The sequence below is a fragment of the Fictibacillus norfolkensis genome (genome assembly GCF_014836645.1).
Lineage (GTDB): Bacteria > Bacillota > Bacilli > Bacillales > Fictibacillaceae > Fictibacillus > Fictibacillus norfolkensis.
Genome location: NZ_JACSQM010000002.1, coordinates 513,877 through 538,112, shown reverse-complemented (window position 1 = coordinate 538,112; position 24,236 = coordinate 513,877). Strand labels below are relative to the sequence as shown.

The window sequence follows — 24,236 nt, the reverse complement described above, 5'->3', positions numbered from 1 at the left end:
GGGTGTGACGAATGCTAGATACGTTGATTTTTGCTGGACAGGTGATTGTTCCAAAAAGTAATGGAGCGGCGCTTCGAGGTACACAGATGAATGAACTCTCTTTCATCGATAACGGAGCTGTTGGTATAAAAGATGGCGTGATCGCGTTTATAGGAACTGCGGAAGAAGCGGCTCAGTTACAAGCAAAAGAAAAGATTGAGGCAGAAGGAAAACTGTTATCACCAGGCTTAGTTGACCCTCATACACATTTAGTGTTTGGGGGATCACGAGAGCATGAACTCGCTTTGAAACAACAAGGTGTTCCTTATTTAGAAATTTTAGCTCAAGGCGGAGGAATTCATTCAACGGTTAAAGCAACCCGTGAAACAGCTGAAGATGCTCTCTATAAAAAGGGAATGTTCCATTTAAACAGGTGTTTAACATATGGTGTTACGACTATGGAAGCAAAGAGCGGATACGGTCTGGATAAAGAGACCGAATTAAAGCAGTTAAGAGTAGCAAAACAGCTGAATGAAACCCACCCGATCGATGTTGTTTCTACTTTTTTAGGAGCTCATGCTATTCCTGAAAACTATAAAGGAAGACCAGATGCCTTTTTAGAAGAGATGCTTTCCTTGTTGAGCGTAATCTCAAAAGAGGGCTTGGCCGAGTTTGTAGATATTTTCTGTGAAACTGGTGTTTTTACGGTAGAACAGTCTAAAGTTTTTCTTCAAAAAGCAAAAACAGCAGGATTCGGTGTAAAGATTCATGCAGATGAAATCGATCCTCTCGGTGGAACGGAGATGGCTTGTGAGATCGGAGCAGTTTCTGCTGATCACTTAGTTGGAGCGAGTAAAGAAGGCGTTCGTATTCTCGGGGAATCAGATACGATCGCAGTCCTTCTTCCAGGAACAACGTTCTATTTAGGAAAAGATCATTTCGCTCCAGCACGGGATATGATTTCGAGTGGAGCAGCTGTAGCCCTTTCGACGGATTTTAATCCTGGGAGTTCACCTACGGAAAATCTGCAGTTTATTATGACACTCGCTGCATTAAAGCTGAAGATGACACCAGAAGAAATTTGGAACGCTGTAACGGTCAACGCCGCTTTCGCGATTGGACGCGGTGATGTTGCAGGTAGTCTAGAAATAGGAAGAAGAGCAGATCTTGTTCTGTGGGATGTACCAAACTATAAGTATATTCCATATCACTATGGTGTGAACCACGTTAATAAAGTGTGGAAGAACGGTAAGTTAGTAGTTGGAAAGGGAGATATTCATGCAAACTATACCCTTTCTACGTAAATCAGGTGAGGCACCATTTACTGACAGAGGGATAAAAAAGGCAGGTCAGCTTTTGAAGCCTTGGTCAGGAGATGAAGTGAGAGGGCTAGCGATAGCTGGTGCTCCTCTCTCGAAGACTTCGATTTCGCATTCAGGTGCACATCTTACACCACAGACCGTCCGTGCGATGATGCATTCGTTTTCCACTTATAGCATTGAAGAAGAAAGTGATCTTTGGGATCACAGCATTACCGATTTTGGAGATATTGAGATGCATGTAACAGATCTCTTTACTTCACAATCCAGAATACATTCGGTCTTAAAAGATATTGGAGCTCAGCATAGCGAAGCATGTGTAATTACGCTTGGTGGCGATCATTCTGTTTCTGCTGCAGCGATCAAAGCTTTTCAAGAAACGAGAGGACGTGTCGGCATCATCCAGTTCGATGCACATTTTGATCTCCGTAATACGGAAGACGGTGGTCCATCAAACGGTACGCCGTTTCGCCAGCTCATAGAAAACGGAGTGATTACAGGCGATCAACTCGTTCAGATTGGTATTCGAGATTTTTCAAATGGGAAACTTTATCATGATTATGCAAAGGACCATGGAGTAACGGTTCACACGATGGGTGATGTAAAAAGAAACGGATTGCTTTCTTTGTTACAAAAATCAGTTGACCAGTTAAAACAGACAACAGATAACATATATATTTCTCTCGACATGGATGTTTTAGATCAGGCTTTTGCTCCAGGTTGTCCTGCGATCGGTCCAGGTGGATTGGACAGTGACTCGTTAATTGAAGGGATTCAGTATCTTGCAAAAGAGCCTTCTGTTAAAGGGATGGACATCGTGGAGATTGATCCAACCCTAGATTTCCGCAACATGACGAGCCGGCTAGCAGCGTACATCATCATACAATTCACGCTGTTTTATACAAAGAGAAAAGGAGGAATAAGGGATGAGTGAATTTGGTAGGTTTATAGAAATGTCCAGAAACCAAAAAGGCTTGAGTAAATCAGAGCTTGCTCGAAGATTAAGTATTACTCCTCAATACATGGCAGATATTGAAAAAGGAAGAATGATTCCATCTGAAGAAAAGATAGAAAAGCTTGTTAAGACATTAGAGTTAAACGAAAAAGAAGCTTTTAAACTAGCGGACAAACTTCCGTTGCGAGTGTTAGCAGAGGCAAAACAAGATTATTATAAACAAGGTTCCTAAAAATTCACTGTAACTTACGCACTCTTTCTATTTTTTTCATTCTTATTGAAACGAAAAAACACCGCTAGCCATTTCGGCTTTGCGGTGTTTCTTACTTAAGAATTAACTCTCTCTAGGCTGAGAGGACTTTGGTTTTAATATTTTTTTAAGCTTAGACCATCGCAACTCAATAAACGGCTGTGCTAGTGCGATAACGGGTTTGCTTGCTAAAAATAGCGTTACGATAACAGCTAGGAAGAGGAGCATAAAGTATGCACCGTTTTCCTCAATGGACGCGAACAGATCTGTTGTAAATAAATATTTCAACACAAATCCATGCAACAGATAGATATATAATGTGCGCTCTCCAAATTCGGTAAAGAACATTCGTCTGCGCGGAAGAAGTGCTAAAAAGCTGAAGGTTGCCGCAAACATGACACCATACATAGCAAGTCGTACAATACCACCATACCAATCGTTGTATCCTAAGATTTCTGAGTAAGAAGATGACGAGAGAAGCCATTCTTTTGTACCGTTTGGAAAAATAAAATGATACGTAATAAACAGTACCACTAAGAAAGCAGCTGAGACTATTTTGGCTCTCGGACGTAATATCTTTTTGAAGTCTCTCTTTTCAAGCAGATGTCCAAGCAAGAAAACAGGGAAAAAGACAAATGTTCGAAGGAGACTCAAAAATGTACCAATGTCATGAATATAACCTACTGCCACTCCTATACCTATGGCAAGTACGAGCGGATACTTCATTTTCACAAAGACTTTTAAAAGGATGTTCCAGAAAACCATGCTTAATAAGAACCAAAGTGTCCAGTGTGGAGAAAAGAAGTCTAGTTTCACTTCACTTTTACCGTATAAGTCATAATAGAAAAAGCTGTAGATTAACTGGAATACCAGATAAGGAATCAGCACTTTTTTAAAGATTTTTGGAAGATAGCCATCACGCCAAACACCTTTTGTAAAGAATCCTGCTATTAATATAAATGCAGGCATGTGAAAGGTATATATAAAGTTGTAAATCGTGTAAAGCCATTCATTTTGACTTTTTATCGGGGAAATAAAGTGCCCGAACACGACGAGAAAAATTAAAATAAACTTAGCGTTGTCGAAATAATAATCGCGTTCTTTTGTAGCAGTACTCATCGATATTCCTCCAATAATTATTCACCTTATAAAGTATTCGAATGATTTTCTCATTTTTTTTACTTATTTTTTATAATTCCCAACATTGCAGGTGTTTCTAACCTATAAATAGAAAAAAACGTGTTTCCTATTACAGGAAACACGTTTTTCGTTAGAAATCGATCTTAATTTTGATAAACCCTGCACTTCTCAATGCTTCATAGATGATGACGATAGCAGGACCGACGATCAATCCGATAAAGCCTAGAAGCTGGAATCCAATATATAAGGAAACAAGAGCTGCTAGTGCAGATATACCAAGACTTGAACCGAGTATTTTCGGTTCGATAATTCTTCGAACGATCGTGATGACTCCAAACATGATCAGAAGTCCGAATGCAAGATGATCATTGTTATTGATAAAGAAGGAATAAGCAGCCCATGGGACAAGGAATGATCCTGTTCCGAGGATTGGAAGGATATCAACAATAACGATCAAAAGAGCGAGAATAACAGCATACTCAACATCTAAAATCATGAGTCCGATCAATGCCAATGCGTATGTAACAACACTTAAGATGATCTGAGCTCTAAAGAACCCTACTGTTGCTCTAGACAGTTGACTAAAGACCAATTCAACTTTTTCGCGGGCTGCTGTTGTAAATAGGTTAAGAAACTCAGCATACAGTCGCGGAAGATCCAGTGAAAATAAGAAAACGGCAACTACATAGATAATAAAATAGATCAACAAGCCTGGTATGGCTGTGATCAGCCCTAATATACCCGAAGTTAAGTTCTTTGCTGTTTCAACACCATAATCCTTTAAACCTACTAATCCCTCTTCAAGCGTTCTCACCACTTCAGGAGGTAAGCTAGCATAAAAGTTTTCCATTTCATAAAACGTATTCTCTGCTACTTCGAACAGATGAACAGAATAGGAAGGAAGAACGGTTATAAACTCGATAACCTGAATAACAAGTGTTGTGGTGAGCCAGTAAGAGAAAATACCTAGTCCCGCAAGATACAAGATAAAAGTAGCAGTGACGGCCAATAATCGTCTACCTTTAAATAGTCTAATAAACAATTTTACTACTGGTTCTAGCATTATAGCAGTAAGCAATGCGAGAAGGAGAGGTATACTGTAAAAGACAAAGATGACGATTCCGGCAAGCAAAATGAGTAATAAGATTAAGTTTTTTACAGTCATTTTCCAGCCCCGATCTCCGAAATTTTAGCCGGTCAGCAATTTTTCATTACTATCCATTATGACCGGAAAAAAAGATGTTAATTCTTTATATATACACAATGATGTTACGATAATGTGAAAATGTCAATCACAGAAACTGAAGTTTTCAAAAATCTTCTTATTTTCTTAATTCCCTCTTTAATGCGAGTATCGCGTTCAATTGTCCGCCAGCGATTAAGATCATCGCAGATAGATAGAACCACACCATTAATGTTAATAATGCGCCTAAATTTCCGTATATCTGTCCGTAGTCAAAAATAAGAACGTATGAAGAGAATAAATAAGAAAATAGATGCCAGCCTGCTGTCGAGAAAATTGCCCCTGGCCACACGTTTCTGAACGTCAATCTTACATTTGGAGCAAAACGGTAAAGAGCCGAAAAAATGGAGAGAAGCACTGAGAAACCAATAAGATAGCGTGCTGTTTCCCATATGTGCCAGACGGGATGAGAAAATCCTGTTCGTTCAAATATGTAAATCCCGATGCTCCTTCCAAAGACCGGCAAAAGGAGAGCAGTGATAACTGCGATCACAAGACCGAACGTAAGGACCATACCTAAAATGAGTTCTTTTATAAAGGGTCGACTTTCTTCAACCTGGTAAGCTTGGTTGAAAACCCGGATGATTGCGTGCGTCCCGATTGTTGCTAACCAAATCATAATGATTAATGAAACAGATAATACATCTCCTCTATGCTCGTCCAATACCGCTACTAGATTATACTCTAGTAAAGCATATGCTTCTTCTGGTGCGATAGACTGAAAAAGTGATAGGACATAAGCAGAAGAAATAGGCAAAAAGCTAAGGATCGTAAAGATGAGAAAAACAAAAGGAAACAGTGAAACTAGGAAGTAATAAGCTAGCTGTGCAGAAAGGTCAAATACTTTATCTTGAAAGAAACGGTGAAACCACTGTTTCATAAACCAACGCACGAGGACACCCCCCCAATAAATGGATCTTTTCAATCTATCCTGCATTATTCCCTTAATAAAAAAAAAGAACGCTTTTTTTGAAACAAAACGTTCACTCAATCGTATCAGTGATGTGAAGTTACAAGTTAAATGCATTTTGAAGCAAGTTACCGTTGCCCTATTGAGCAACGAGGGCATCTACAAACAACGATTAAGGGAGAGGTTGTTGGTGTAGGTTGAGGCTGAATGAAAGGAAAACAACAAGGATGAATGTCTCGACAAAATAAAGGAACACCACAAAAATTTACACAGGATTGGCATCTAACTTTACATCCGCATGAACATGAACGCATAAAAAACACCCCCTTTGCTCTTATTATATGTAGAAATGGATAAGCCTGGCAGGGCATAAAGTGTGCGTAATTACTCATTTTTTTATTTTTGTCACGTTTTTCTAAAAAATAGGTGCTTTCATGCCTTTGTCTACTTTGGGAGTTGATTGGATGGAACGGAAATCAACTGCTTTTAAAAAACAACAGATGTTTTAACAGGGAGGATTTTTTGAATGGATTTTTTAACACCAGATTTTTGGTCGGCCTTATTGGCGATCGTTGTTATCGACTTAGTATTAGCTGGTGATAACGCAATTGTAATCGGCTTGGCAGCTAGAAACTTGCCGAAGGAAAATCAGAAGAAAGTAATAATCTGGGGAACAGTAGGAGCAATTGTGATTCGTGCAACAGCTACGCTTGCGGTTGTGTGGCTGCTGCAGATTCCAGGCTTGCTGCTTGCAGGGGGATTAATTCTTGTCGTTATCGCTTATAAGCTTATGATCGAAGAAAAAGATCATGAAATTGAAGCTCAAAATAATTTCTGGGCAGCCATTCGGACAATTATTATTGCTGATGCGGTAATGGGACTTGATAACGTTCTTGCCGTTGCAGGTGCTGCGCATGGTGATTTCTTACTGGTGGTAATCGGTTTATTGATTTCAGTGCCGATTGTTGTTTGGGGAAGCACATTGTTCCTAAAGGTTATTGATAAATATCCGTTCATCATTACAATTGGAGCAGGTGTCCTTGCATGGACGGCTTCTAAGATGATCGTTGGAGAAAAATTCATGGCTCCATATTTCGACAATGGATTTGTGAAATATGGATTTGAAGTTCTTGTGGTTCTTCTTGTGCTAGGATTAGGTACACTTAAGAAAAGAAAGATCGCCGAGGAGAGAGCATCTGAAAAAGTGCTTGCTAAAAAAGAAGCTTAAAAAAGCCGCCTTGTGCGGTTTTTTTTTACGACTTCATTTATGAAATGATAACTCATATTAGGTAAAAAGTACTCGTTTTGAAAGGTTTCAATATGAAAATAATTCTTTTGTACCTGTTTAGACCTATTTCTTAAATCATTTATAACTAGATGTCGATATGTAGGTAAGGGGTTTTAGATGATAAATGGGGGTTAAACAGATGTTTAAAAGAATTCAAACGAAGATCATGCTTTCTGTAAGTATTCTAGTTGCCATTACACTCTTATCTGTATCGCTATTTTCTTATTTTCAAACCAAACAACAGCTTGAAAGCAACAGCAACGAACAAGCAACCAGTCTTTCAAGCGAAGTTAAAGCGTCAACAGAGCTGTATTTGAAATCATATGGAGATACGATCGATCGATACAGCCAGGACAGCAGACTTATCACTTATTTAAAAACAGTGAAAACGAATGAAACAAAGGGTTTGAATGAAGTTTGGCCGATAGTAGATCAAGACTTCAAACACTTTTTGGATCTTAATAAAAACGTTGCGGTCTTATACATAGGTGCAGAGACAAAACAGTTTAAAACGACTCCTAAACTTGAGCTGCCAGATGGGTTTGATCCAACGGAACGTCCTTGGTATCAAACGGCTAAACAAACGCCAGAAAAAATAATGTGGACAGAACCGTACGAAGATGCTAGTTCCGGTGAATATGTTGTAACGGTTACAAAACCGGTGTTAGACCCTGCAACAGATGAGGTTCTTGGTGTAGTTGGTCTTGACTTAAATCTTGGTGGATTAACGAGCATGATCAACAAAACGAAAGTCAGCTACAAAGGATATCCAGTGCTTTTTGATCCGAAAGGTATGGCACTCGTTCATCCGACTCAACAAGGCAAAGACTTAAGTAAAGAGACATTTATTAAAGAGATATACAAAAATGAAAAAGGAAACGTTTCCTATACTTATCAGAATAAAGACCGAGAACTCTATTACACGACGATAGCCGACACGAACTGGAAGCTCGGTTTCGTCTACGATCAAAAAGAGTTGCTAAAAGATGCTGAAGAGCTTTTAAACATGATACTTATCTTTACATCTGTCGCAGTAATCGTGGCATTAGGTGTAACTTATATGTTGGCAAAAAGTATCTCTAAACCAATTACTAGATTACAAGCACAAGTACAAAGAGTAGCAGAAGGCGATCTTACAGTTTCTGTTGAAGCTAAATCCAAAGACGAAGTGGGGGCACTCACTCATCATTTTAACGCTATGGTGGAAAACATGCGTGGGCTTATAACATCTGTCAGTCATTCTGTTGTAACGGTTAATGAATCTACTTCTAATTTGAGTGCCGTGTCAGAAGAAACAATTGCTGCAAGTGAAGAAGTTTCAAGAGCTGTCAGAGAGATCGCTTCTGGAGCTACTACACAAGCGGAAGATGCCGATGAAACAAACCGTCGAACGATGGACTTATCTCTACAGATTGAAAAAGTAAATGAACAAGCAGAAGAGATGACCCGACTGTCTTTATTAGCTGAAGCAGCTAATAAAAAAGGAATCTCACAAATGGACGTGTTGCGTGAAAAAACGGGTGAAAGTAACCAAGTTCTGAAAAACATTGAATCTGTTATTTCTGGTCTAGCTGTAAAAGTAGAAGAGATCGAGCAAGTGATTCAATCGATTACAGAGATCTCGAATCAGACTAATCTACTCGCATTAAACGCAAGCATTGAAGCAGCTAGGGCAGGTGAGAGCGGGAGAGGGTTTGCGGTGGTTGCTGATGAAGTACGAAAGTTAGCAGAACAATCGGCTGTTGCAGCAGATAAAGTACGTAAAACGATCTCAGGGATTGGTGAAGAGTCTGAGAGAGCTGTACAGGAGATGGCATACACAAAAAGAATTGCTCACGATCAGAACCATACCGTAACAGACACAGAGTCTGCTTTTAACGAGATCTCAAGTACGATGGCTGATATGGTGAGATCAATCGAACAGATTACGAGTGAAGTAGAAATGATCAACAACTATAAAGAGGAAGTGGTAGCGTCCATTCAAAGTATCGCAGCAGTAGCCGAACAATCTGCAGCAGCGAGTGAAGAAGTTAGCGCATCTTCTGAAGAGCAAGTGCGGGCACTATCCACAGTTTCTCAGTCGGCTGAAGAATTGAACGATGCTTCACAAGCGCTGACTGAAATGATCAAACACTTCAAGATTTAGTACAAGTTGCAATTGGGCAGATAAAGGTGTCGAATGGCTAGATTATATTCTCAATTGGACAGATTATCATCTGAATCGGACAAATACTTGAGTCAATCAGACAGATTAACTGCTAGAACGGACAGATTACCTTCAATAGACTAGAAAGAAGTCACATAAAAAAGGAAACCGACTTTGCGGTTTCCTTTCTCTTTTTCTATTTTAATAGATATCTCTCTTAGAAAACGTTACGAAGGCGACGATGAATCCAGCAATTCCCCAGACGGCTAGTACGCTCATCGAGAAGCCTAACGACATCCCTTCGATTGGAGTTGCCATTCCACTCACATAGTTTGTAAGGTTCAGGTTTACCATAAAGAAATATTTCGCGCTTTCCCAAGAAGATACCATGTTTGCTAGGATGGCTCCTGCGATCAGGGAAGCGAGCATGATTCCCATAACGGCAGCCGTGCTTCTTAACAGTACGGATAGCATGAAGGTGAGCGTTCCAACAATCATACAAACATACCATACAAGGCCAAACTCCATCAGAATGTATTGCCATTGTGGAACGATGTGTACATTTTCAGTTAAAAGTTCATCTCCAGAAACCGTAAAGCCTGTTAATAGAGGCATGTTCCATCCGCCATATCCGAAAACGACGCCAGATATTCCATACGATAGAACGGCTACTGATAAAACGATGAATGAGATTGAGAGCAGCATCGCTAAATATTTGCTAAGAAGAATGCGCCATCGTTTAACTGGACGGGTGAGTAAAAGTTTGATCGTTCCTCCGCTTGATTCAGAAGAAACGAGGTCTGCCACAATGACCATGACGAGCAAAGGGAGAAGTAGATCGATCGAGTTCTCAACGAATATTCGCATGAATGTTGGTGCTCCTGGAGCACGTGGATCGATATCGTTCTCTAAATAATACTGTTGCTGTGATAGTCTGATCTTTAGAAATTTACGCCATTCATCTTGAATGCGGCTTGAGCTTAATCGATTTTGAGTGTCAGTGATCTCTTGCTGCAGTGTAGTTCGCCAATCTTGATTCCCCATCTTCTCACGTTGATCTTGAATCTCTTTAAACTGAGCATATGTAAAAAGAGGAACTAAGAACGCGATGATCAAGATGATGACATACAAACGTTTTTTCCTTAGAAGCTTTAACATTTCATTTCGGACAAGATTAATCAATGCTTTCGCCTCCTGTTACTTCTAAGAACAGATCTTCTAAAGAAGGAAGCTGAGTTCTCATTTCTTTTACCTTCACTCCAGCTTTTACGAGTTTTTCGTTCCAATCTGGCAGCAATGGTTCATTATATAATGTGATTAGTGTATGATCAGGACCTTCTGTAACTTCTGTTTCCATAGAAAGAATCTCTTTAGCGACTTGAATAGGTTCAGCACGCCAAATCACACGTTCCTGCTCAGCCAATAGGTTATCAACAGAGTCTGTGCGTAAGACCGACCCCTTTGATATGATCGCCACTCGATCACACATCAGCTGAATTTCACTTAACAAATGGGAGGATACAAGAACGCTTAAGTTTTCATCTCTTGCTAACTGTCGTATAAATTCACGCATCTCGCGAATACCTGCAGGGTCGAGTCCGTTTGTCGGCTCGTCCAAAATAAGTACTTTCGGTTTTCCTAAAAGAGCTTGAGCAATTCCTAAACGCTGTCTCATACCAAGTGAATAGGTACTCACACGATCGTGAATTCGATTTTGTAATCCTACGAGTTCGATGACTTCATTCAATCTTGTTTTAGGGATGGATGAATCCATTTTTTGAAAGTGTATAAGATTTTCCCAACCTGTTAAGTACGGATACAGTTCAGGGTTTTCAACAATACAGCCGAGATGTCTCATCGCTTCGGTAAATTCCGTTCGTACATTCTTACCACCGATCTTAATTGTTCCGGAAGTAGGAGAAATCAAACCAACGATCATTCGAATCGTCGTCGTTTTTCCAGCACCGTTCGGTCCAAGAAAACCAAAGACTTCTCCTGGAACGAGTGTAAACGAAACACCTTTTATGATCTGCTTGCCCTTAATTTTCTTAGTTAGATTCTTTACTTCTAATGCGGGTGTTTGACTCATGATTCGTTCTCCTCCTGTTCAAATTTGATCAGTGAGGCTACTCGTTCAGCAATCAGCTTGTAACCTTCCGTGTTAGGATGAAATTGATCGGTATAGAGATAGTTTTCTACTTGAAGCTGAAAGAGATCAAAGGTAGGTACATATACGATGTTATCAAAACCAGCTGCTGTTTCAGCAGACTGGAAGTTCCAGTTTCTAACGATTGAAGAAGTTGTTTTTGAATCAGGCATATTGCTAAAAGGATTGTATAACCCAACATGATAGATGACTGCCTCAGGATTCAGTTCTCTGAGCTGTGTATAGATTTTTTTCACATTGCTTATATAGATCTGTTTTTTACCGTTAATTGCATTATTATCTAGATTCTCTAGTGCTGCTCCTTGTTGAAAAAGGTCATTCCCACCAATCGTCATTACAATAACATCTGCTTGTTTGGCTTGACGCTGAATCTCACTTTGTTGAAGCTGCTTAAGAAGACCTCTAGATGTTTCCCCCTTGATGGCAGTGTTAAGCAGATTAATTTCTTGGTCTGTTTTTTCTTTTAAGCGCTCAGTTAGATAGCCAGTATAACCTTTTCCATCAGCGTCACCGGTTCCACGAGTAAGAGAATCCCCTAATGCAAAGATCGTCAGGGTGCCACCCTGCTTCTCTGTTGAAGTTGATTCGGTTTTTTCTTTGAGCTGTGAAACTTTTTTATTAGCGGAAAATTGGTCTTGTAACGTCCAGCCAAGACCAAACAGCCATAATACTGTAGCTGCAATAGAGACAATTGAAACGACCGTTAAGGTATATTTTTTCAAAACCGCTTTCATCCTTCCCAAATCCTTGATCTGTTCTTTATAGAATAGCAAATAATGACGCATATTCTAACTTTTTTGCCTATTTGCGGTAAAATAAACCAAAGGGAGTGGAATCATGAAAAAAAATTTTAAGCGGGGTTCATCATGAATTGGAAACCAGTCGGAGAGCAAGACAGAATTCAATCGTTAGATATTATGCGCGGTATCGCCATTTTTGGCATTCTACTCGTAAATATGAAATCATTTTCAGGACCGGATTCACCGATCCGTGCATTGAGCTACGAATATTTTGACGAGCCGTATAACGTTTGGACAAATGTGCTGTTAGAGTTTTTTGTTCAAGGAAACTTTATAACGATGTTTTCCTTTTTATTCGGGTTTGGTATCGTTTTGATGGCAGAAAGAGCATCAGCAAAAAATATGAGGTTTGTTCCTGTGTTTCTAAGACGACAGTTTGTTCTGCTTCTCTTTGGAATCCTTCATGTTCTGTTTTTTTGGTACGGTGACATTTTGATCATGTACGCGATCGTAGGTTTGTTCATGCTGATCTTCTATCGCTTAAATAAGAAAGTATTAATCATAACGGGATTTCTGTTAATAACGGTTTACAGTTTATTTATGACAACATTAACGTATGATTATTGGAGTAGTGGCGCGGCGATAACCTATCAAAGTGCTCAAAACGAGCTTTATGAACAAGAGATCGCGCAATCCATTCAAATTTACAGCAATGGTACCTATGTTGAGATCATGAAGGAAAGAATTCATGAATGGGGAGATCTGAACCGTTATTTTCTCTTTTTTATAGCAGGACTTTTGCCGATGTTTTTATTCGGTGCTTATGCTGCTAAAAAAAGAACGTTCACGAACCGAGGCTTATGGAGCCTGTGGCTGTTAACATTGATCCTTGGTCCTGGTAGTAAATCATTCGCTGTTATTTTCTTTCCTTATAAAGGAGAAGATTGGCGATATGAGACTGCGATGTCATGGGGATACGAATTTGGTGGTGCAATGATGAGCATCTTCTACATCTGCAGCATCGTTCTTCTTTATCGAAGTGGAAGATGTAAACGTTTGTTTAACTACTTTCAATTTACCGGTCGCATGGCTTTTACGAACTACTTAACTCAATCGATCATTGCGACAACGATCTTTTATAGTTATGGTTTAGGTCTGTATGGTGGGTTTGGACCACTCGTTGGTGTGATCTTGGCGTGCGTTATTTTTTCTATTCAAGTTATTTTTTCGAAGTGGTGGATAGAAAGGTATTACATGGGACCGCTTGAATGGGTGTGGCGCTCGCTAACATATGGCCGAAAACAGCGATTTAAAAGGCATGAAATAAGCGATAGTTAAAGAAGCTGAGAATTCTCGCTTCTTTTTGTTTTGCACAATTTTAAAATTTTAGGTACACTTTAAGTAACATATATGAGCATATGTTCATATAATGAATAAAGCTGAATTTTAGGGAGTTGTTTTTCATGTCTGATCAGCAAAACAAATATGAACACCTCGATGAGGAAACACTATTTATCGTATCTCAAACGTTTAAAGCACTTTCAGATCCAACTCGCATTCGAATTTTGCATCTATTAGGAGAGAGAGAATGCAATGTTTCTGAAATTGCTGAAGAACTATCACTCATGCAATCAACGATATCCCATCAGTTACGCTTTTTGAAAAATTTAAGACTTGTTAAATTTAGACGCGCTGGAACAACACTATTCTACTCGATAGATGACGAGCATGTGATGACCCTTCTGCATCAATCCATCCATCATGCGAGACACGACTAGAAAGGAGGGACCATAAATGAAAGAGCATAAGATCACGGGTTTATCTTGCGGACATTGTGCTTTAAAGCTTGAAGAACAGATCCAACAGCTTCCAGGTGGAGAGCGAGCGAAAGTGCAATTTAACTCAAGCAAAATTGTGTTAGATGAACATATGGATATGGACAGAGTTCGTTCTATCCTTTCGACGGAAAATGTACGTTTTGAATCAGACGGAGAGCATACAGGACCTAATTGGCTCATGATCGGGTTGTATGTATCAGTTGCTTCCTTCATAGCAGCACTCATAACAGAACATATGTTGAATATTACGTATGTCTCCATAGTATTTTATGCTATTGCGACGATATCATCTGGTTATTCAACGTTTTTAAAAGGTCTTCGAAACCTGACGAAGTTGAAATTTGATATTAACACTTTAATGACAGTAGCGTTAGTTGGTGCAGTAGCCATCGGAGAGTGGAAAGAAGCTGCACTCGTGGCAATCCTTTTTGGCATAAATGAACTGCTTGAATCTTACGGAATGGAAAAAGCACGGCGCTCGATGGAATCTCTTTTAAAGGTAGCACCGAAAGAAGCGCTTCTGTTAAGAGACGGGAAGACAGAAGTCATCTCGATCGAAGAACTGGCAGTGGATGATGTAGTACTCGTAAAAACAGGTCAAAAGATTCCGTCAGATGGTGTTGTTGTCTATGGAAAAAGCTCTGTAAACGAAGCAGCGATCACCGGTGAATCACTTCCAGTGGAAAAAGAAGATGGAGAGACCGTATTTGGTGGAAGCATCAATAATGAAGGTGTGCTTCATGTTAAAATTTCGAAGACTTATAACCAATCGGCGCTTTCTAAAATTCTGGCTCTCGTTCAGGAAGCACAAGAATCCAAAACGCCAACAGAGCTTTTTATCAATCGGTTTGCAAACTATTACACACCGATCATCATGGTTGTTTCAGCACTAGTTATGTTAGTACCACCACTTTTGTTAAATGAACCGTGGGGTGAATGGTTCTATCAAGGTCTTGCGGTATTGATCGTCGGTTGTCCTTGTGCACTCATTCTGTCCTCGCCGATCGCGATACTTTCGGGGATTACAGTTAATGCAAGAAACGGAATCTTAATCAAAGGTGGAGCCTATCTTGAACAGCTCGGTAAGATAAATATCATTGCTTTTGATAAAACAGGTACGCTTACACTAGGCGAACCGCACGTTGTGGCAGAGAAAGCGTTCCACCCCGACTTTTATAAAGTAGCTTATGCGATTGAAAAGTCATCTTCACACCCGCTTGCAAAAGCAGTCGTAGCAAAGTGCCGGGAAGTTGGCGCTGAAGAAGTAGAAGCAGATGAAATGACTACAATTAGTGGTCAAGGAATTACAGCAGTAGTTGATCATAAAACGTATAGGCTAGGAAACGAAAAAATAATTGGCAGTACAGAAGTGAGTGAGGACGTAAAAAGTGTTGTCGATTCATTTAAAGAAGAAGGTAATACGATCGTCCTTGTTGCAAGTGATACTGAAATTCTTGGTGTGTTTGCTATTGCTGATGAAATTAGAAAAGAAAGTCCTGACATTATCTCGCTGCTTCATGAAAAAGGAATAAAAGAAACGGTCATGCTGACTGGTGATCACCCAATTGTTGCAGAGAAAGTTGCTAAGAAAACGGGAGTGTCTTCTTTCTTAGGTGGGTTGCTGCCGGAGGATAAAGTAGAAAAGGTTAGATCACTAAAGAAGCATGGAAAAGTGGCTATGATTGGTGATGGAATCAACGATGCTCCCGCACTAGCTACTGCTGACCTCGGTATAGCGATGGGAAAAGGAACAGATAGTGCGATCGAAACGGCAGATATTGTACTCATGCAAGATCATCTAGGAAAACTTCCAGATGCTGTACAGGTTTCAAGGAAAGTAAATACAATCATCAAGTGGAACATCGGATTATCACTTGGGTTGAAGCTTTTAGCTCTGCTGCTTACGATTCCGGGATGGCTCACACTTTGGATTGCAATCCTTTCTGACATGGGTGCTACAATTCTTGTAACATTGAACAGTCTTACTGTCCTGCTTCACAATAGAAAATAGTGAACGTAAAAAGTCATGCAGCTGCATGGCTTTTTTAGTACCATAAAGGGGTATGAACTTAGGGTTTTTTAGGAGGAACGCATGTCATGTCAGAAACCGTTATTCAATTTTTCCAAGAGTATAGCGAATGGGCGATTATCATTTCACTCGTACTCAATCTATTAATTGGAATTTTAGGTGTTGTTCCTACTGTTTTTATAACAGCCGCAAATATTTTATTCTTTGGGTTTTGGTACGGAACATTCATTTCATTTATCGGAGAAGCATTAGGAGCAATGGTTGCCTTTCTTCTATACAGAAAAGGATTTAAACAAGTTTCTAGAGAGAAGCTTAAAGGGTACCCCAGGGTGGTAAGATTGTTAGAAGCGAAAGGTAAAGAAGCGTTCGTCCTGATACTTTCACTTCGATTGCTGCCATTTGTACCTTCAGGATTTGTTACATTTGCTAGTGCGATCGGGGCTGTTTCATCATGGACTTTTGTTGTAGCCAGTTCAATAGGTAAGATACCAGCTTTGGTACTTGAAGCATATTCAGTGTACAACGTAACCGAATGGAATACAGAAGGAAAGATCATTTTAGGAGTTGTAGCGTTAGCTGGGATCTACATTTTTGTAAAAGAAAGAAGAAACTGATCAGAACATTTGATACTATAGGGGGGTATAGTATATACTAACCTTATAAGCATCCAAAACGAAGGGATGGACCCATATGGAACAAAAAACACATCGCTGTGAGAGTGATAAACAAGATTTAAACAACCGTTTAAAAAAGATCGAGGGCCAAGTACGTGGTCTTCAAAAAATGATAGAAGATGATCGTTATTGCATAGATGTTCTTGTTCAGATTTCAGCTGTGACCGCCGGATTAAAAAGAGTAGGATTTCAATTGATGGAAAGTCACACTCAGCATTGTGTGGCTGATGCGATAAAATCTGGTGATGGAGAAGACTCTATAGAAGAATTAATGAGAGTCATTAAGCAATTCTCTAAATCATAAAAGAAGGTGAAGACCATGAGCCAAAAGAAAGTAAATCTAGGAATCACGGGCATGACATGCTCAGCTTGTTCAACTCGAATCGAGAAAGTGCTGAACAAAATGGATCATGTCGATGTTAACGTCAACTTAGCCATGGAAAAAGCTTCTGTAACGTTTGATGCTGAGATAATCAGCCTTCAAGAGATCGAACAAAAAATTGAAAAGCTAGGATACGGTGTTGCGAAAGAAAAGGTCGATCTTGATATTTCGGGCATGACCTGTGCAGCTTGCTCTACACGCATAGAAAAAAGCTTAAACCGTATGGAGGGTATCTCTAGTGCTACCGTTAACTTAACGGGTGAAACAGGATCCATAGAATATAATCCTGCTATTGTTTCTGTAGACGATGTTTTAAACAAGATAAAGAAGCTTGGGTATCATGCGTCTACTCAACAAGATCGTGAAACGAAAAAGACGAAGAAGGAAGAAGAGATTACGGCTAAGAAGAGAAAGTTATTTCTTTCTATTATCTTGTCTCTTCCACTTCTATATACAATGTTTGCTCATATGCCTTGGGATTTTGGTCTGCTGATGCCGTCATTATTCATGAACCCTTGGTTTCAATTTCTTCTCGCTTCTATCGTCCAATTTTATATCGGAGGATCTTTTTATATCGGTGCTTTTCGAGCGCTTCGTAATAAGAGTGCGAACATGGATGTTCTTGTTGCACTCGGAACTTCTGCAGCCTTTTTTTACAGCGTTGTTGAAGCCTTTAAAACGATCGGTAATCCAGACTATATGCCACAATTGTATTTTGAAACGAGCGCTGTTTTAATCACCTTAATCTTAGTCGGTAAATATTTCGAGACTCTCGCAAAAGGCAGAACAACTGAGGCGATTTCCAAACTATTGAATTTGCAGGCGAAAGAAGCTACTGTCATTCGAGATGAAAAGGAAGAGAGGATTCCTTTAGATCAAGTGGTAGTGGGAGATATGCTGCTTATTAAGCCAGGTGAAAAAATACCAGTCGATGGCACCGTGCTCTCTGGTAATTCTTCCGTCGATGAAAGTATGATTACTGGTGAAGCGATTCCTGTTGAAAAAGCAGAAGGTGATTTCATTATTGGTGCTACACTCAACAAGAACGGCACACTCCGTATGGAAGCCAAAAAAGTAGGAAAAGAAACGGCTCTAGCAGGAATCATAAAGATTGTTGAAGAAGCTCAAGGATCAAAAGCACCCATACAACGTATGGCAGACTATATTTCAGGGATTTTCGTGCCGATTGTAGTAGGTATCGCCATACTTGCTTTTGTAACTTGGTATTTTCTTGTTGATTCAGGTAATCTGCCACAAGCACTTGAAGTCAGCATTGCCATCCTAGTAATAGCCTGCCCATGCGCACTTGGTCTAGCAACACCCACATCCATTATGGTTGGAACAGGTAAAGGAGCAGAGCAGGGAATCTTGTTCAAAGGTGGAGAATATCTAGAAGGCGCACAAAGAATTGATGCTGTACTACTTGATAAAACAGGAACGGTTACAAAAGGTAAACCAGAAGTAACAGATCTCACAGAGTTAAAAGAAGGTTTCCTTGCTCATTTGATTTCAGCAGAGAAAAGCTCTGAACACCCTTTAGCGGAAGCGATTGTTGAGTACGGAAACAAACAGCATATACCATCCATTGAGACGGAATCCTTTCATGCTATTCCGGGGCATGGTATTGAAGCTGTAGTTAGTGGAAAAACCATACTCGTCGGAACGAGAAAGCTCATGAAAGAAAAAGCTGTAGAATACAAAGAGCAGGAAGCACTTCTTGAAGCATATGAGAACGAAGGAAAAACAGCTATGCTTTGTGCAGTAGATGGAGAGCTCGTTCTGATTGTAGCTGTTGCTGATACGGTAAAAGAAACATCTAAAAATGCGATTAACGCTTTAACAGAACAGGGTATTGATGTGTATATGATAACAGGTGATAACAAAAGAACAGCACTTGCGATCGCAAAAGAAGTAGGTATTAAAGAGGTATTCGCTGAAGTCTTACCTGAAGATAAAGCACGTATTGTGAAAGAACTTCAAGATAAGGGAAAAACTGTAGCGATGGTAGGCGATGGGATCAATGATGCTCCAGCACTCGCGACAGCTGATATTGGAATGGCAATCGGAACAGGAACAGATGTAGCGATCGAAGCCGCTGATGTTACGCTTGTTGGCGGGGATCTAAATCATATTCCGAAAGCGATAGAATTAAGCCGGAAGACAATGCGGAACATTAAACAAAACTTATTTTGGGCATTGTTTTACAATACAGCAGGTATTCCGATAGCTGCATTCGGTTTGCTCGAACCATGGGTTGCCGGAGCGGCTATGGCTTTTAGCTCTGTATCTGTTGTAACGAACGCATTGCGTTTAAAACGTATCAACTTAAAAAATATTTAGGAGGAAAAGATGATGGAAACAAAAACACTAGATGTAGAAGGAATGACGTGTGGACATTGTAAAGCGGCGGTAACGAATGCCCTGAATGAACTAAATGGAGTGAAAAACGTTGTAGTCCACTTAGAAACAGGAAAAGTGGAAGTTGAATTGGATTCCTCGAAAGTTACAGATGCCGAAATGCGTGAAGCGATTGAAGATCAAGGATTTGACGTAAAGTAATGTGAAAACAGCCTCTCCATAATGGAGGGGCTGTTTATATAGGTACTATAAATTTCCTTTAAGTGCTTTTGCCACTTTTGCCACGCGTTTTCCTAAACGAGATGCCATTGTTTTTTCTGCATCTTGAGGATGCTGACTACCATCTGCTCCAGCTACAGTCGAAGCGGCGTAGGGTGAACCACCGATGCCATCTGATGTCATCTGTTCTGGATTTTCTCCATAAGGAAGACCGACATAAATCATTCCAAAGTGCATGAGTGGAACAAAAGAAGTGATCGCAGTAGATTCTTGCCCGCCATGAATCGTATTAGAACTTGTGATTACGGCCGTCGGCTTACCTTCTAAATCACCATTCGCCCAAAGACTGCCCGCAGAATCGAGCAGTTGTTTGATTTGTGCTGGCATCATCCCATACCGTGTTGGAATTCCCCAGATTATTCCGTCTGCCCATTTTAAATCATCAAGTGTAACTTCAGGAATATCAACCTGTGCTTCTTGAGCTTTTACATAAGCATCTTGTTGAGACATATATTTTTTTGTGACTTCAAATTCAGGAACTTTTACAACTTTAACTTCGGTACCGTCAACTTGCTTTACACCTTCTGATGCTGCTAGTGCCATCTCATGAATATGACCATAAGAACTATAATATACAACCAAAACGTTAGCCATTATATTACCTCCTTAATTAATATGACTTATGTACACTTCCCGTTTTTTCCTAATTGAAATCATAAAAAAATCCGCCTGTCTGTTTCAGGCGGACTTCTAATAATAAGGGTATGGGTAGGGTGGATAATAAGGATATGGATAAGGTGGATAATAAGGGAATAATGACAAAGCTGCTAAGGATGCTAGTGGGAAAATCTGACGATAATATCTTCTATAATAAGGATTACCATACCATTGTCGTTGATTTTGCTGAGAACTTTGTTGAACTTGCTGAGATTGTTGTTGGGGATTTGGAGACTGTTGTGTAGGTTGAGGACTCTCTTGTTCTTCTTCTACTGGCATCATGTTTTGCGGAACCATCATATACACATTTTTCTTGTCTAGATCGGTAATGATACCTTCAATTTCTTGCCCGTCACGGGTTTTAATCGTTACATGATAATACATGTGCTGCTTACACATCTGATGCATGCTGTCTGCCCGATTCTGATTCTGCGAATGTAATTGATCGTCGCTCATATTATCACTCCTTCCCATGTTATTCATATTTCCTTCAAGCCCAAGTTATGTCTGTATATACAAAACAGTTATGAACCAGTTAAATCCACAAAAAAAACCGCTTATAAAAGCAGTTCTTTTTTTTAACTTTTTTCTGTGCTTTGAAGTTTTGTCTTGAACATTCGTTTGAAAAAGCTGAATACCGTTTCAGCCTCAAGATAATAGAACAATTTAAATAGCAGGCTGCTTAATAAAATCCCAGCAACTACATCCAATACAACATGCTGTTTGACGAAAAGTGTCGACAAAATAATGCTGTAAGCGATGGTTGAGACTATGATATCTTTTCTTATCGTCCACATCTTACTATGGCGAATTCCTAATATCATAAGATAACTACTTAAAACATGAATACTTGGAAAACAATTGAACGGTTGGTCAGCGCCATAAACATACTGAACCATCTTTGTGAGTATGCCACCCTCAACTAATTCAGGACGGGGAACCGTGGTCTGGAAAAAGAAGTAAATCACATAACATACCAGCATTCCAACACAAAAACTTAATAAGGTCCGATAATAAATAGCTCTGTCATAAACACAAAAGTAAATAAACATTAGAAAAATAAAAGCGTACCAAAGGATATAAGGTACAATAAAAATCTCCGCAAATGGGATTTGGTGATCCACTGCTGTAATAAGTTGCCTCGCCCCGCGTTCCCCATGATTTAATACTTGATAAATAATATTCAGTAAAGGGATAGAGAGGAGAAGACATAATGCTAAAATATTCTCTTTTATAATACGCAATACGAACTACTCCTTTATCTATATCATCATCTTAATAACATATTCCCGTTTTAAAAGGTTTTACACGTTTTAAAATACACCCTATTGAGGTTACCATATTATGGTTTATTTGTCATAGGTCATGAGACGTATTCTACTATAAATTTTATATCAATTTATTGTTATGTCTAGTCTTCCCAAGTACTGTTACAATTTCTTTGCCACTATTTGCGTCAAGTAGTAAATCTACCCGTATATTATATATTCAGACTATTATTTTTTTGACTTTTCTGACAAAAGGAATATAATGGAGGTACAACCGTAAGACCTAATGCATATTTAACCTCTTTGAAAGGGAGTGTTATGGATGTATGTAGGCAATACCATAAAAGTTGATCGTTATAATGGTGAGTATTTTATGATCAGCCAAAAGTGGCTGATGGAAGTGGTCTGGAACAAATACAACATGCCATTGCACGAGTTTTTATTAGCGTATGACAAATCAGACAGTGACTACATCATGTCATTGGCTGAACGGCAAAGCATTCAATATGAAATCGCACATGATGAAGACTACCTGTACATAGGGTAGTTTTTTTATTTTTATGTATGTCAAAAGCCCCTCTTCCTACATACACTGGGTTTAGGATTCAGGGGGAGGGCACATTCATGGCTAAAAAAAATGCAAAGAAAACAACAAAAAATAAATATGACAGTCAGGTTAATAAATACCAGCACACACAAAAGATGGTTACAAGTGAAACTTGCATCGCCTGTAAAACCCAATGCGTAAGAGGATTGGCTTACATGGAACGCATGTCACAGCCAGGAGCTATGGGTAAAGGAGTACCATGCCATCTTACAAAAGGAAGAGGACATAAATAATGTGATTGTGTTCGCTGGCCTATATATGGGCCAGCTTTTTTTGAGTGTTTTTTATAGTAGAGAAGTGAAGAAAGGGTTTTGAAGGGAATTTCTAACTACGGCAATGAGGTATATCTATGATTTAGGGATTTATGATCGATTCACGAGGATTTATGCTCGATAGGGGGGAATTATGATCGTATCTCAGGATTTATGCTCGATGCCGGGAATTTATGCTCGATGCCGGGAATTTATGCTCGATGCCGAGGATTTATGCTCGGATGCCGGGAATTTATGATCGATTCCCGAAAATTCCACCCCCAAACCCCACTAAATCAACACCCTCATCATCTACTCAAACACGGCCAAAGACGGAATCATCTGTCGTGTGGTACACTTTGTTTGGCTTATATTACCAGAAAAAGGATGAAGCATTTTTATGATTAAAGCAAATCGCTATTTTCATTTTTTATGGAGCGGACAGACGCTAGCGAACTTAGGAGATATTCTCTATATCATTTGTTTGATTACACTTGTTTACAATGAAACGGGATCTGTCCTGCACATGGCTTTAATTCCATTTGCGAAGACGATGTCCTTGCTCGTCTCAGGTTTTCTAGCCCCTCTATTTATTGAAAAGTACAAACGAACAAGTTTGCTGATCAATACGCTGCTCCTTAAAACAGGGTTATTATTCTGTTTATGTTTACTCGGTTTATATGGTATACATACGGCTACAACATTTACTCTATTATATATTTTCGTCGTAATCATTTCTCTTCTTGAAGGTCTCGGAAACCCTGCAAGAAGATCTATGGTTCCTGATCTTGTAGAAAGTGATGAGCTTGTAAAAGCAAACAGTTTCATCAGTATTGCCAATCAGACTTCTATGCTTTTATCATGGCCACTCGGCAGTGTTCTATTGGTGATGTGGGGGGAACAAAATATGCTATGGGTAACTTTTGGCTTATTTGTCGTTGCAACCATACTTACTATGCGAATAAAGGTTAACGAAAAGGAGAACGTTCAAGCGCAAGAATCGAAGTGGATAGCGATGAAAGAAGGTTGGCAACTAATCTTTCAATCAAAAAAACTGACGACTTTAACAGTGATGGATGTGCTTGAAAACTTCGGTCATGGAGTTTGGATCGCCGCAATTCTTTACGTGTATGTTGAAACAGCGATAGGAAAAGGAGAAGCGTGGTGGGGTTACATCAATGCGTCTTTCTTTGCAGGAATGATGGTAGCGGGTCTTGTAGTATATCGGTTCTCTAAAAAAATGGAAACATACCTGGGCTTTGTCATTATGGCATCAACGGTTTGTTTGATGTTGCTTAACGTGTGGTTCGGTTTAACTTCATCAGCATGGATTGCCTTATTGGTTTCATTCGTTTTTGGGTTTCCTCAGATGGCGAGAGATGTGTCACAAAATACGTTGATCCAAGAATCCTATAGAGATAAACAGCTAGCCAAAGTGTATGCATCTCACGGGACACTCGTGTATGGGACATTTGGAATAGCGATATTATTACTTGGTTGGTTTGCAGAGGAATTTGGAGTTCGAGAGACATACTTGTTAGTAAGTTTTCTGTTTCTGGTTTCCTTTTCGATCGCATTTTTAAATCGTAAAGTCCTACATTCTAACCAGAAAATAACCTCACTTGAACAAGATATTGTATAGATACCCAATCAATTCTATCTAATAAGTTGGGAAAACTGCTTGTATTTTACTAAAAAGAAAGCACATGTTCTCCTTCAATTTTCCCAATACAAAGCAAGTCGGCATCCTGTTACA

Annotated in this window: 24 protein-coding genes; 15 read left to right on the top strand and 9 right to left on the bottom strand. The window is 39.5% G+C overall.

Going from position 1 to position 24,236, the window contains the following annotated elements; all coding sequences use genetic code 11:
• Nucleotides 1-11 precede the first annotated feature (11 nt).
• The 3 genes from hutI to H9648_RS07120 are packed head-to-tail and all read left to right on the top strand — an operon-like array spanning nt 12 to nt 2,485.
• Nucleotides 12-1,283 (top strand): imidazolonepropionase, encoded by a 1,272-nt coding sequence (gene hutI, locus H9648_RS07130; protein WP_191753175.1) that lies wholly within the window; start codon nt 12-14, stop codon nt 1,281-1,283.
• On the top strand, nt 1,258-2,232 hold the full coding sequence (gene hutG, locus H9648_RS07125) for a formimidoylglutamase (protein ID WP_191753174.1): 975 nt from the start codon (nt 1,258-1,260) through the stop codon (nt 2,230-2,232). The genes hutI and hutG overlap by 26 nt, the downstream gene beginning before the upstream one ends.
• A complete protein-coding gene (locus tag H9648_RS07120) occupies nt 2,225-2,485 on the top strand; it encodes a helix-turn-helix domain-containing protein (protein WP_191753173.1) in 261 nt (86 codons plus the stop codon). Before hutG ends, H9648_RS07120 begins: the two co-directional genes overlap by 8 nt.
• A 102-nt stretch (nt 2,486-2,587) precedes the next feature.
• On the opposite strand, the gene H9648_RS07115 is transcribed toward H9648_RS07120, so the two are convergent.
• The 3 genes from H9648_RS07115 to H9648_RS07105 all read right to left on the bottom strand — a co-directional run bounded on the left by H9648_RS07115 (nt 2,588) and on the right by H9648_RS07105 (nt 5,778).
• Nucleotides 2,588-3,622: an acyltransferase family protein gene (locus H9648_RS07115; protein ID WP_191753172.1), complete on the bottom strand. Its 1,035-nt coding sequence runs from the start codon at nt 3,620-3,622 to the stop codon at nt 2,588-2,590.
• Nucleotides 3,623-3,773: 151 nt separating this feature from the next.
• The gene (ytvI, locus tag H9648_RS07110; protein ID WP_066391559.1) at nt 3,774-4,808 is read right to left on the bottom strand and encodes a sporulation integral membrane protein YtvI; all 1,035 of its coding nucleotides are present in this window, start codon (nt 4,806-4,808) and stop codon (nt 3,774-3,776) included.
• A gap of 157 nt (nt 4,809-4,965) precedes the next feature.
• Nucleotides 4,966-5,778 (bottom strand): YihY/virulence factor BrkB family protein, encoded by an 813-nt coding sequence (locus H9648_RS07105; protein ID WP_191753171.1) that lies wholly within the window; start codon nt 5,776-5,778, stop codon nt 4,966-4,968.
• 544 nt (nt 5,779-6,322) lie between these two features.
• Between H9648_RS07105 and H9648_RS07100 the strand changes: the two genes are divergently transcribed.
• The gene (locus H9648_RS07100; protein ID WP_191753170.1) at nt 6,323-7,024 is read left to right on the top strand and encodes a TerC family protein; all 702 of its coding nucleotides are present in this window, start codon (nt 6,323-6,325) and stop codon (nt 7,022-7,024) included.
• A 199-nt stretch (nt 7,025-7,223) separates the two neighbouring features.
• Nucleotides 7,224-9,230: a methyl-accepting chemotaxis protein gene (locus H9648_RS07095; RefSeq protein ID WP_191753169.1), complete on the top strand. Its 2,007-nt coding sequence runs from the start codon at nt 7,224-7,226 to the stop codon at nt 9,228-9,230.
• Between the two features lie 201 nt (nt 9,231-9,431).
• Here H9648_RS07095 and H9648_RS07090 read toward each other — a convergent pair whose 3' ends face one another.
• From H9648_RS07090 to H9648_RS07080, 3 genes are read right to left on the bottom strand one after another with little or no spacing between them, the layout of a single operon-like run.
• Entirely contained in the window at nt 9,432-10,412 is a 981-nt protein-coding gene (locus H9648_RS07090; protein ID WP_191753168.1) for an ABC transporter permease, read from the bottom strand.
• Nucleotides 10,405-11,319: an ABC transporter ATP-binding protein gene (locus H9648_RS07085; RefSeq protein ID WP_191753167.1), complete on the bottom strand. Its 915-nt coding sequence runs from the start codon at nt 11,317-11,319 to the stop codon at nt 10,405-10,407. Before H9648_RS07085 ends, H9648_RS07090 begins: the two co-directional genes overlap by 8 nt.
• The gene (locus tag H9648_RS07080) at nt 11,316-12,119 is read right to left on the bottom strand and encodes an SGNH/GDSL hydrolase family protein (protein ID WP_191753166.1); all 804 of its coding nucleotides are present in this window, start codon (nt 12,117-12,119) and stop codon (nt 11,316-11,318) included. Before H9648_RS07080 ends, H9648_RS07085 begins: the two co-directional genes overlap by 4 nt.
• Before the next feature lie 144 nt (nt 12,120-12,263).
• On the opposite strand from H9648_RS07080, the gene H9648_RS07075 reads away from it, so the two are divergent.
• The 7 genes from H9648_RS07075 to copZ all read left to right on the top strand — a co-directional run bounded on the left by H9648_RS07075 (nt 12,264) and on the right by copZ (nt 19,619).
• A complete protein-coding gene (locus H9648_RS07075; protein WP_191753165.1) occupies nt 12,264-13,475 on the top strand; it encodes a DUF418 domain-containing protein in 1,212 nt (403 codons plus the stop codon).
• A 125-nt stretch (nt 13,476-13,600) separates the two neighbouring features.
• Nucleotides 13,601-13,915, top strand: a complete 315-nt coding sequence (locus tag H9648_RS07070; protein WP_191753164.1) for an ArsR/SmtB family transcription factor — start codon at nt 13,601-13,603, stop codon at nt 13,913-13,915.
• A 16-nt stretch (nt 13,916-13,931) separates the two neighbouring features.
• Entirely contained in the window at nt 13,932-15,986 is a 2,055-nt protein-coding gene (locus tag H9648_RS07065; RefSeq protein ID WP_191753163.1) for a heavy metal translocating P-type ATPase, read from the top strand.
• Nucleotides 15,987-16,072: 86 nt separating this feature from the next.
• Nucleotides 16,073-16,618, top strand: a complete 546-nt coding sequence (locus H9648_RS07060; RefSeq protein ID WP_191753162.1) for a TVP38/TMEM64 family protein — start codon at nt 16,073-16,075, stop codon at nt 16,616-16,618.
• Nucleotides 16,619-16,694: 76 nt separating this feature from the next.
• The gene (locus tag H9648_RS07055; protein WP_066391586.1) at nt 16,695-16,982 is read left to right on the top strand and encodes a metal-sensing transcriptional repressor; all 288 of its coding nucleotides are present in this window, start codon (nt 16,695-16,697) and stop codon (nt 16,980-16,982) included.
• Between the two features lie 15 nt (nt 16,983-16,997).
• Complete coding sequence (locus tag H9648_RS07050; protein ID WP_191753161.1) at nt 16,998-19,400, top strand: heavy metal translocating P-type ATPase; 2,403 nt, start codon at nt 16,998-17,000, stop codon at nt 19,398-19,400.
• Between the two features lie 12 nt (nt 19,401-19,412).
• Nucleotides 19,413-19,619, top strand: a complete 207-nt coding sequence (gene copZ / locus H9648_RS07045; RefSeq protein WP_191753255.1) for a copper chaperone CopZ — start codon at nt 19,413-19,415, stop codon at nt 19,617-19,619.
• 45 nt (nt 19,620-19,664) lie between these two features.
• Here the strand turns inward: copZ and wrbA are convergent, their stop codons facing one another.
• From wrbA to H9648_RS07030, 3 genes are all read right to left on the bottom strand, one after another.
• Entirely contained in the window at nt 19,665-20,291 is a 627-nt protein-coding gene (gene wrbA / locus H9648_RS07040; protein WP_191753160.1) for an NAD(P)H:quinone oxidoreductase, read from the bottom strand.
• A 96-nt stretch (nt 20,292-20,387) separates the two neighbouring features.
• Entirely contained in the window at nt 20,388-20,810 is a 423-nt protein-coding gene (locus H9648_RS07035) for a hypothetical protein (protein ID WP_225218762.1), read from the bottom strand.
• A 122-nt stretch (nt 20,811-20,932) separates the two neighbouring features.
• Entirely contained in the window at nt 20,933-21,598 is a 666-nt protein-coding gene (locus tag H9648_RS07030; RefSeq protein ID WP_191753159.1) for a phosphatase PAP2 family protein, read from the bottom strand.
• A 346-nt stretch (nt 21,599-21,944) separates the two neighbouring features.
• Here H9648_RS07030 and H9648_RS07025 point away from each other — a divergent pair, with 346 nt between their 5' ends.
• From H9648_RS07025 to H9648_RS07015, 3 genes are all read left to right on the top strand, one after another.
• Nucleotides 21,945-22,169: a hypothetical protein gene (locus H9648_RS07025; RefSeq protein ID WP_144702636.1), complete on the top strand. Its 225-nt coding sequence runs from the start codon at nt 21,945-21,947 to the stop codon at nt 22,167-22,169.
• 77 nt (nt 22,170-22,246) lie between these two features.
• On the top strand, nt 22,247-22,462 hold the full coding sequence (locus H9648_RS07020; protein WP_191753158.1) for a hypothetical protein: 216 nt from the start codon (nt 22,247-22,249) through the stop codon (nt 22,460-22,462).
• Nucleotides 22,463-22,880: 418 nt separating this feature from the next.
• Nucleotides 22,881-24,122 (top strand): MFS transporter, encoded by a 1,242-nt coding sequence (locus H9648_RS07015; RefSeq protein WP_191753157.1) that lies wholly within the window; start codon nt 22,881-22,883, stop codon nt 24,120-24,122.
• The last annotated feature ends 114 nt before the right edge of the window (nt 24,123-24,236 follow it).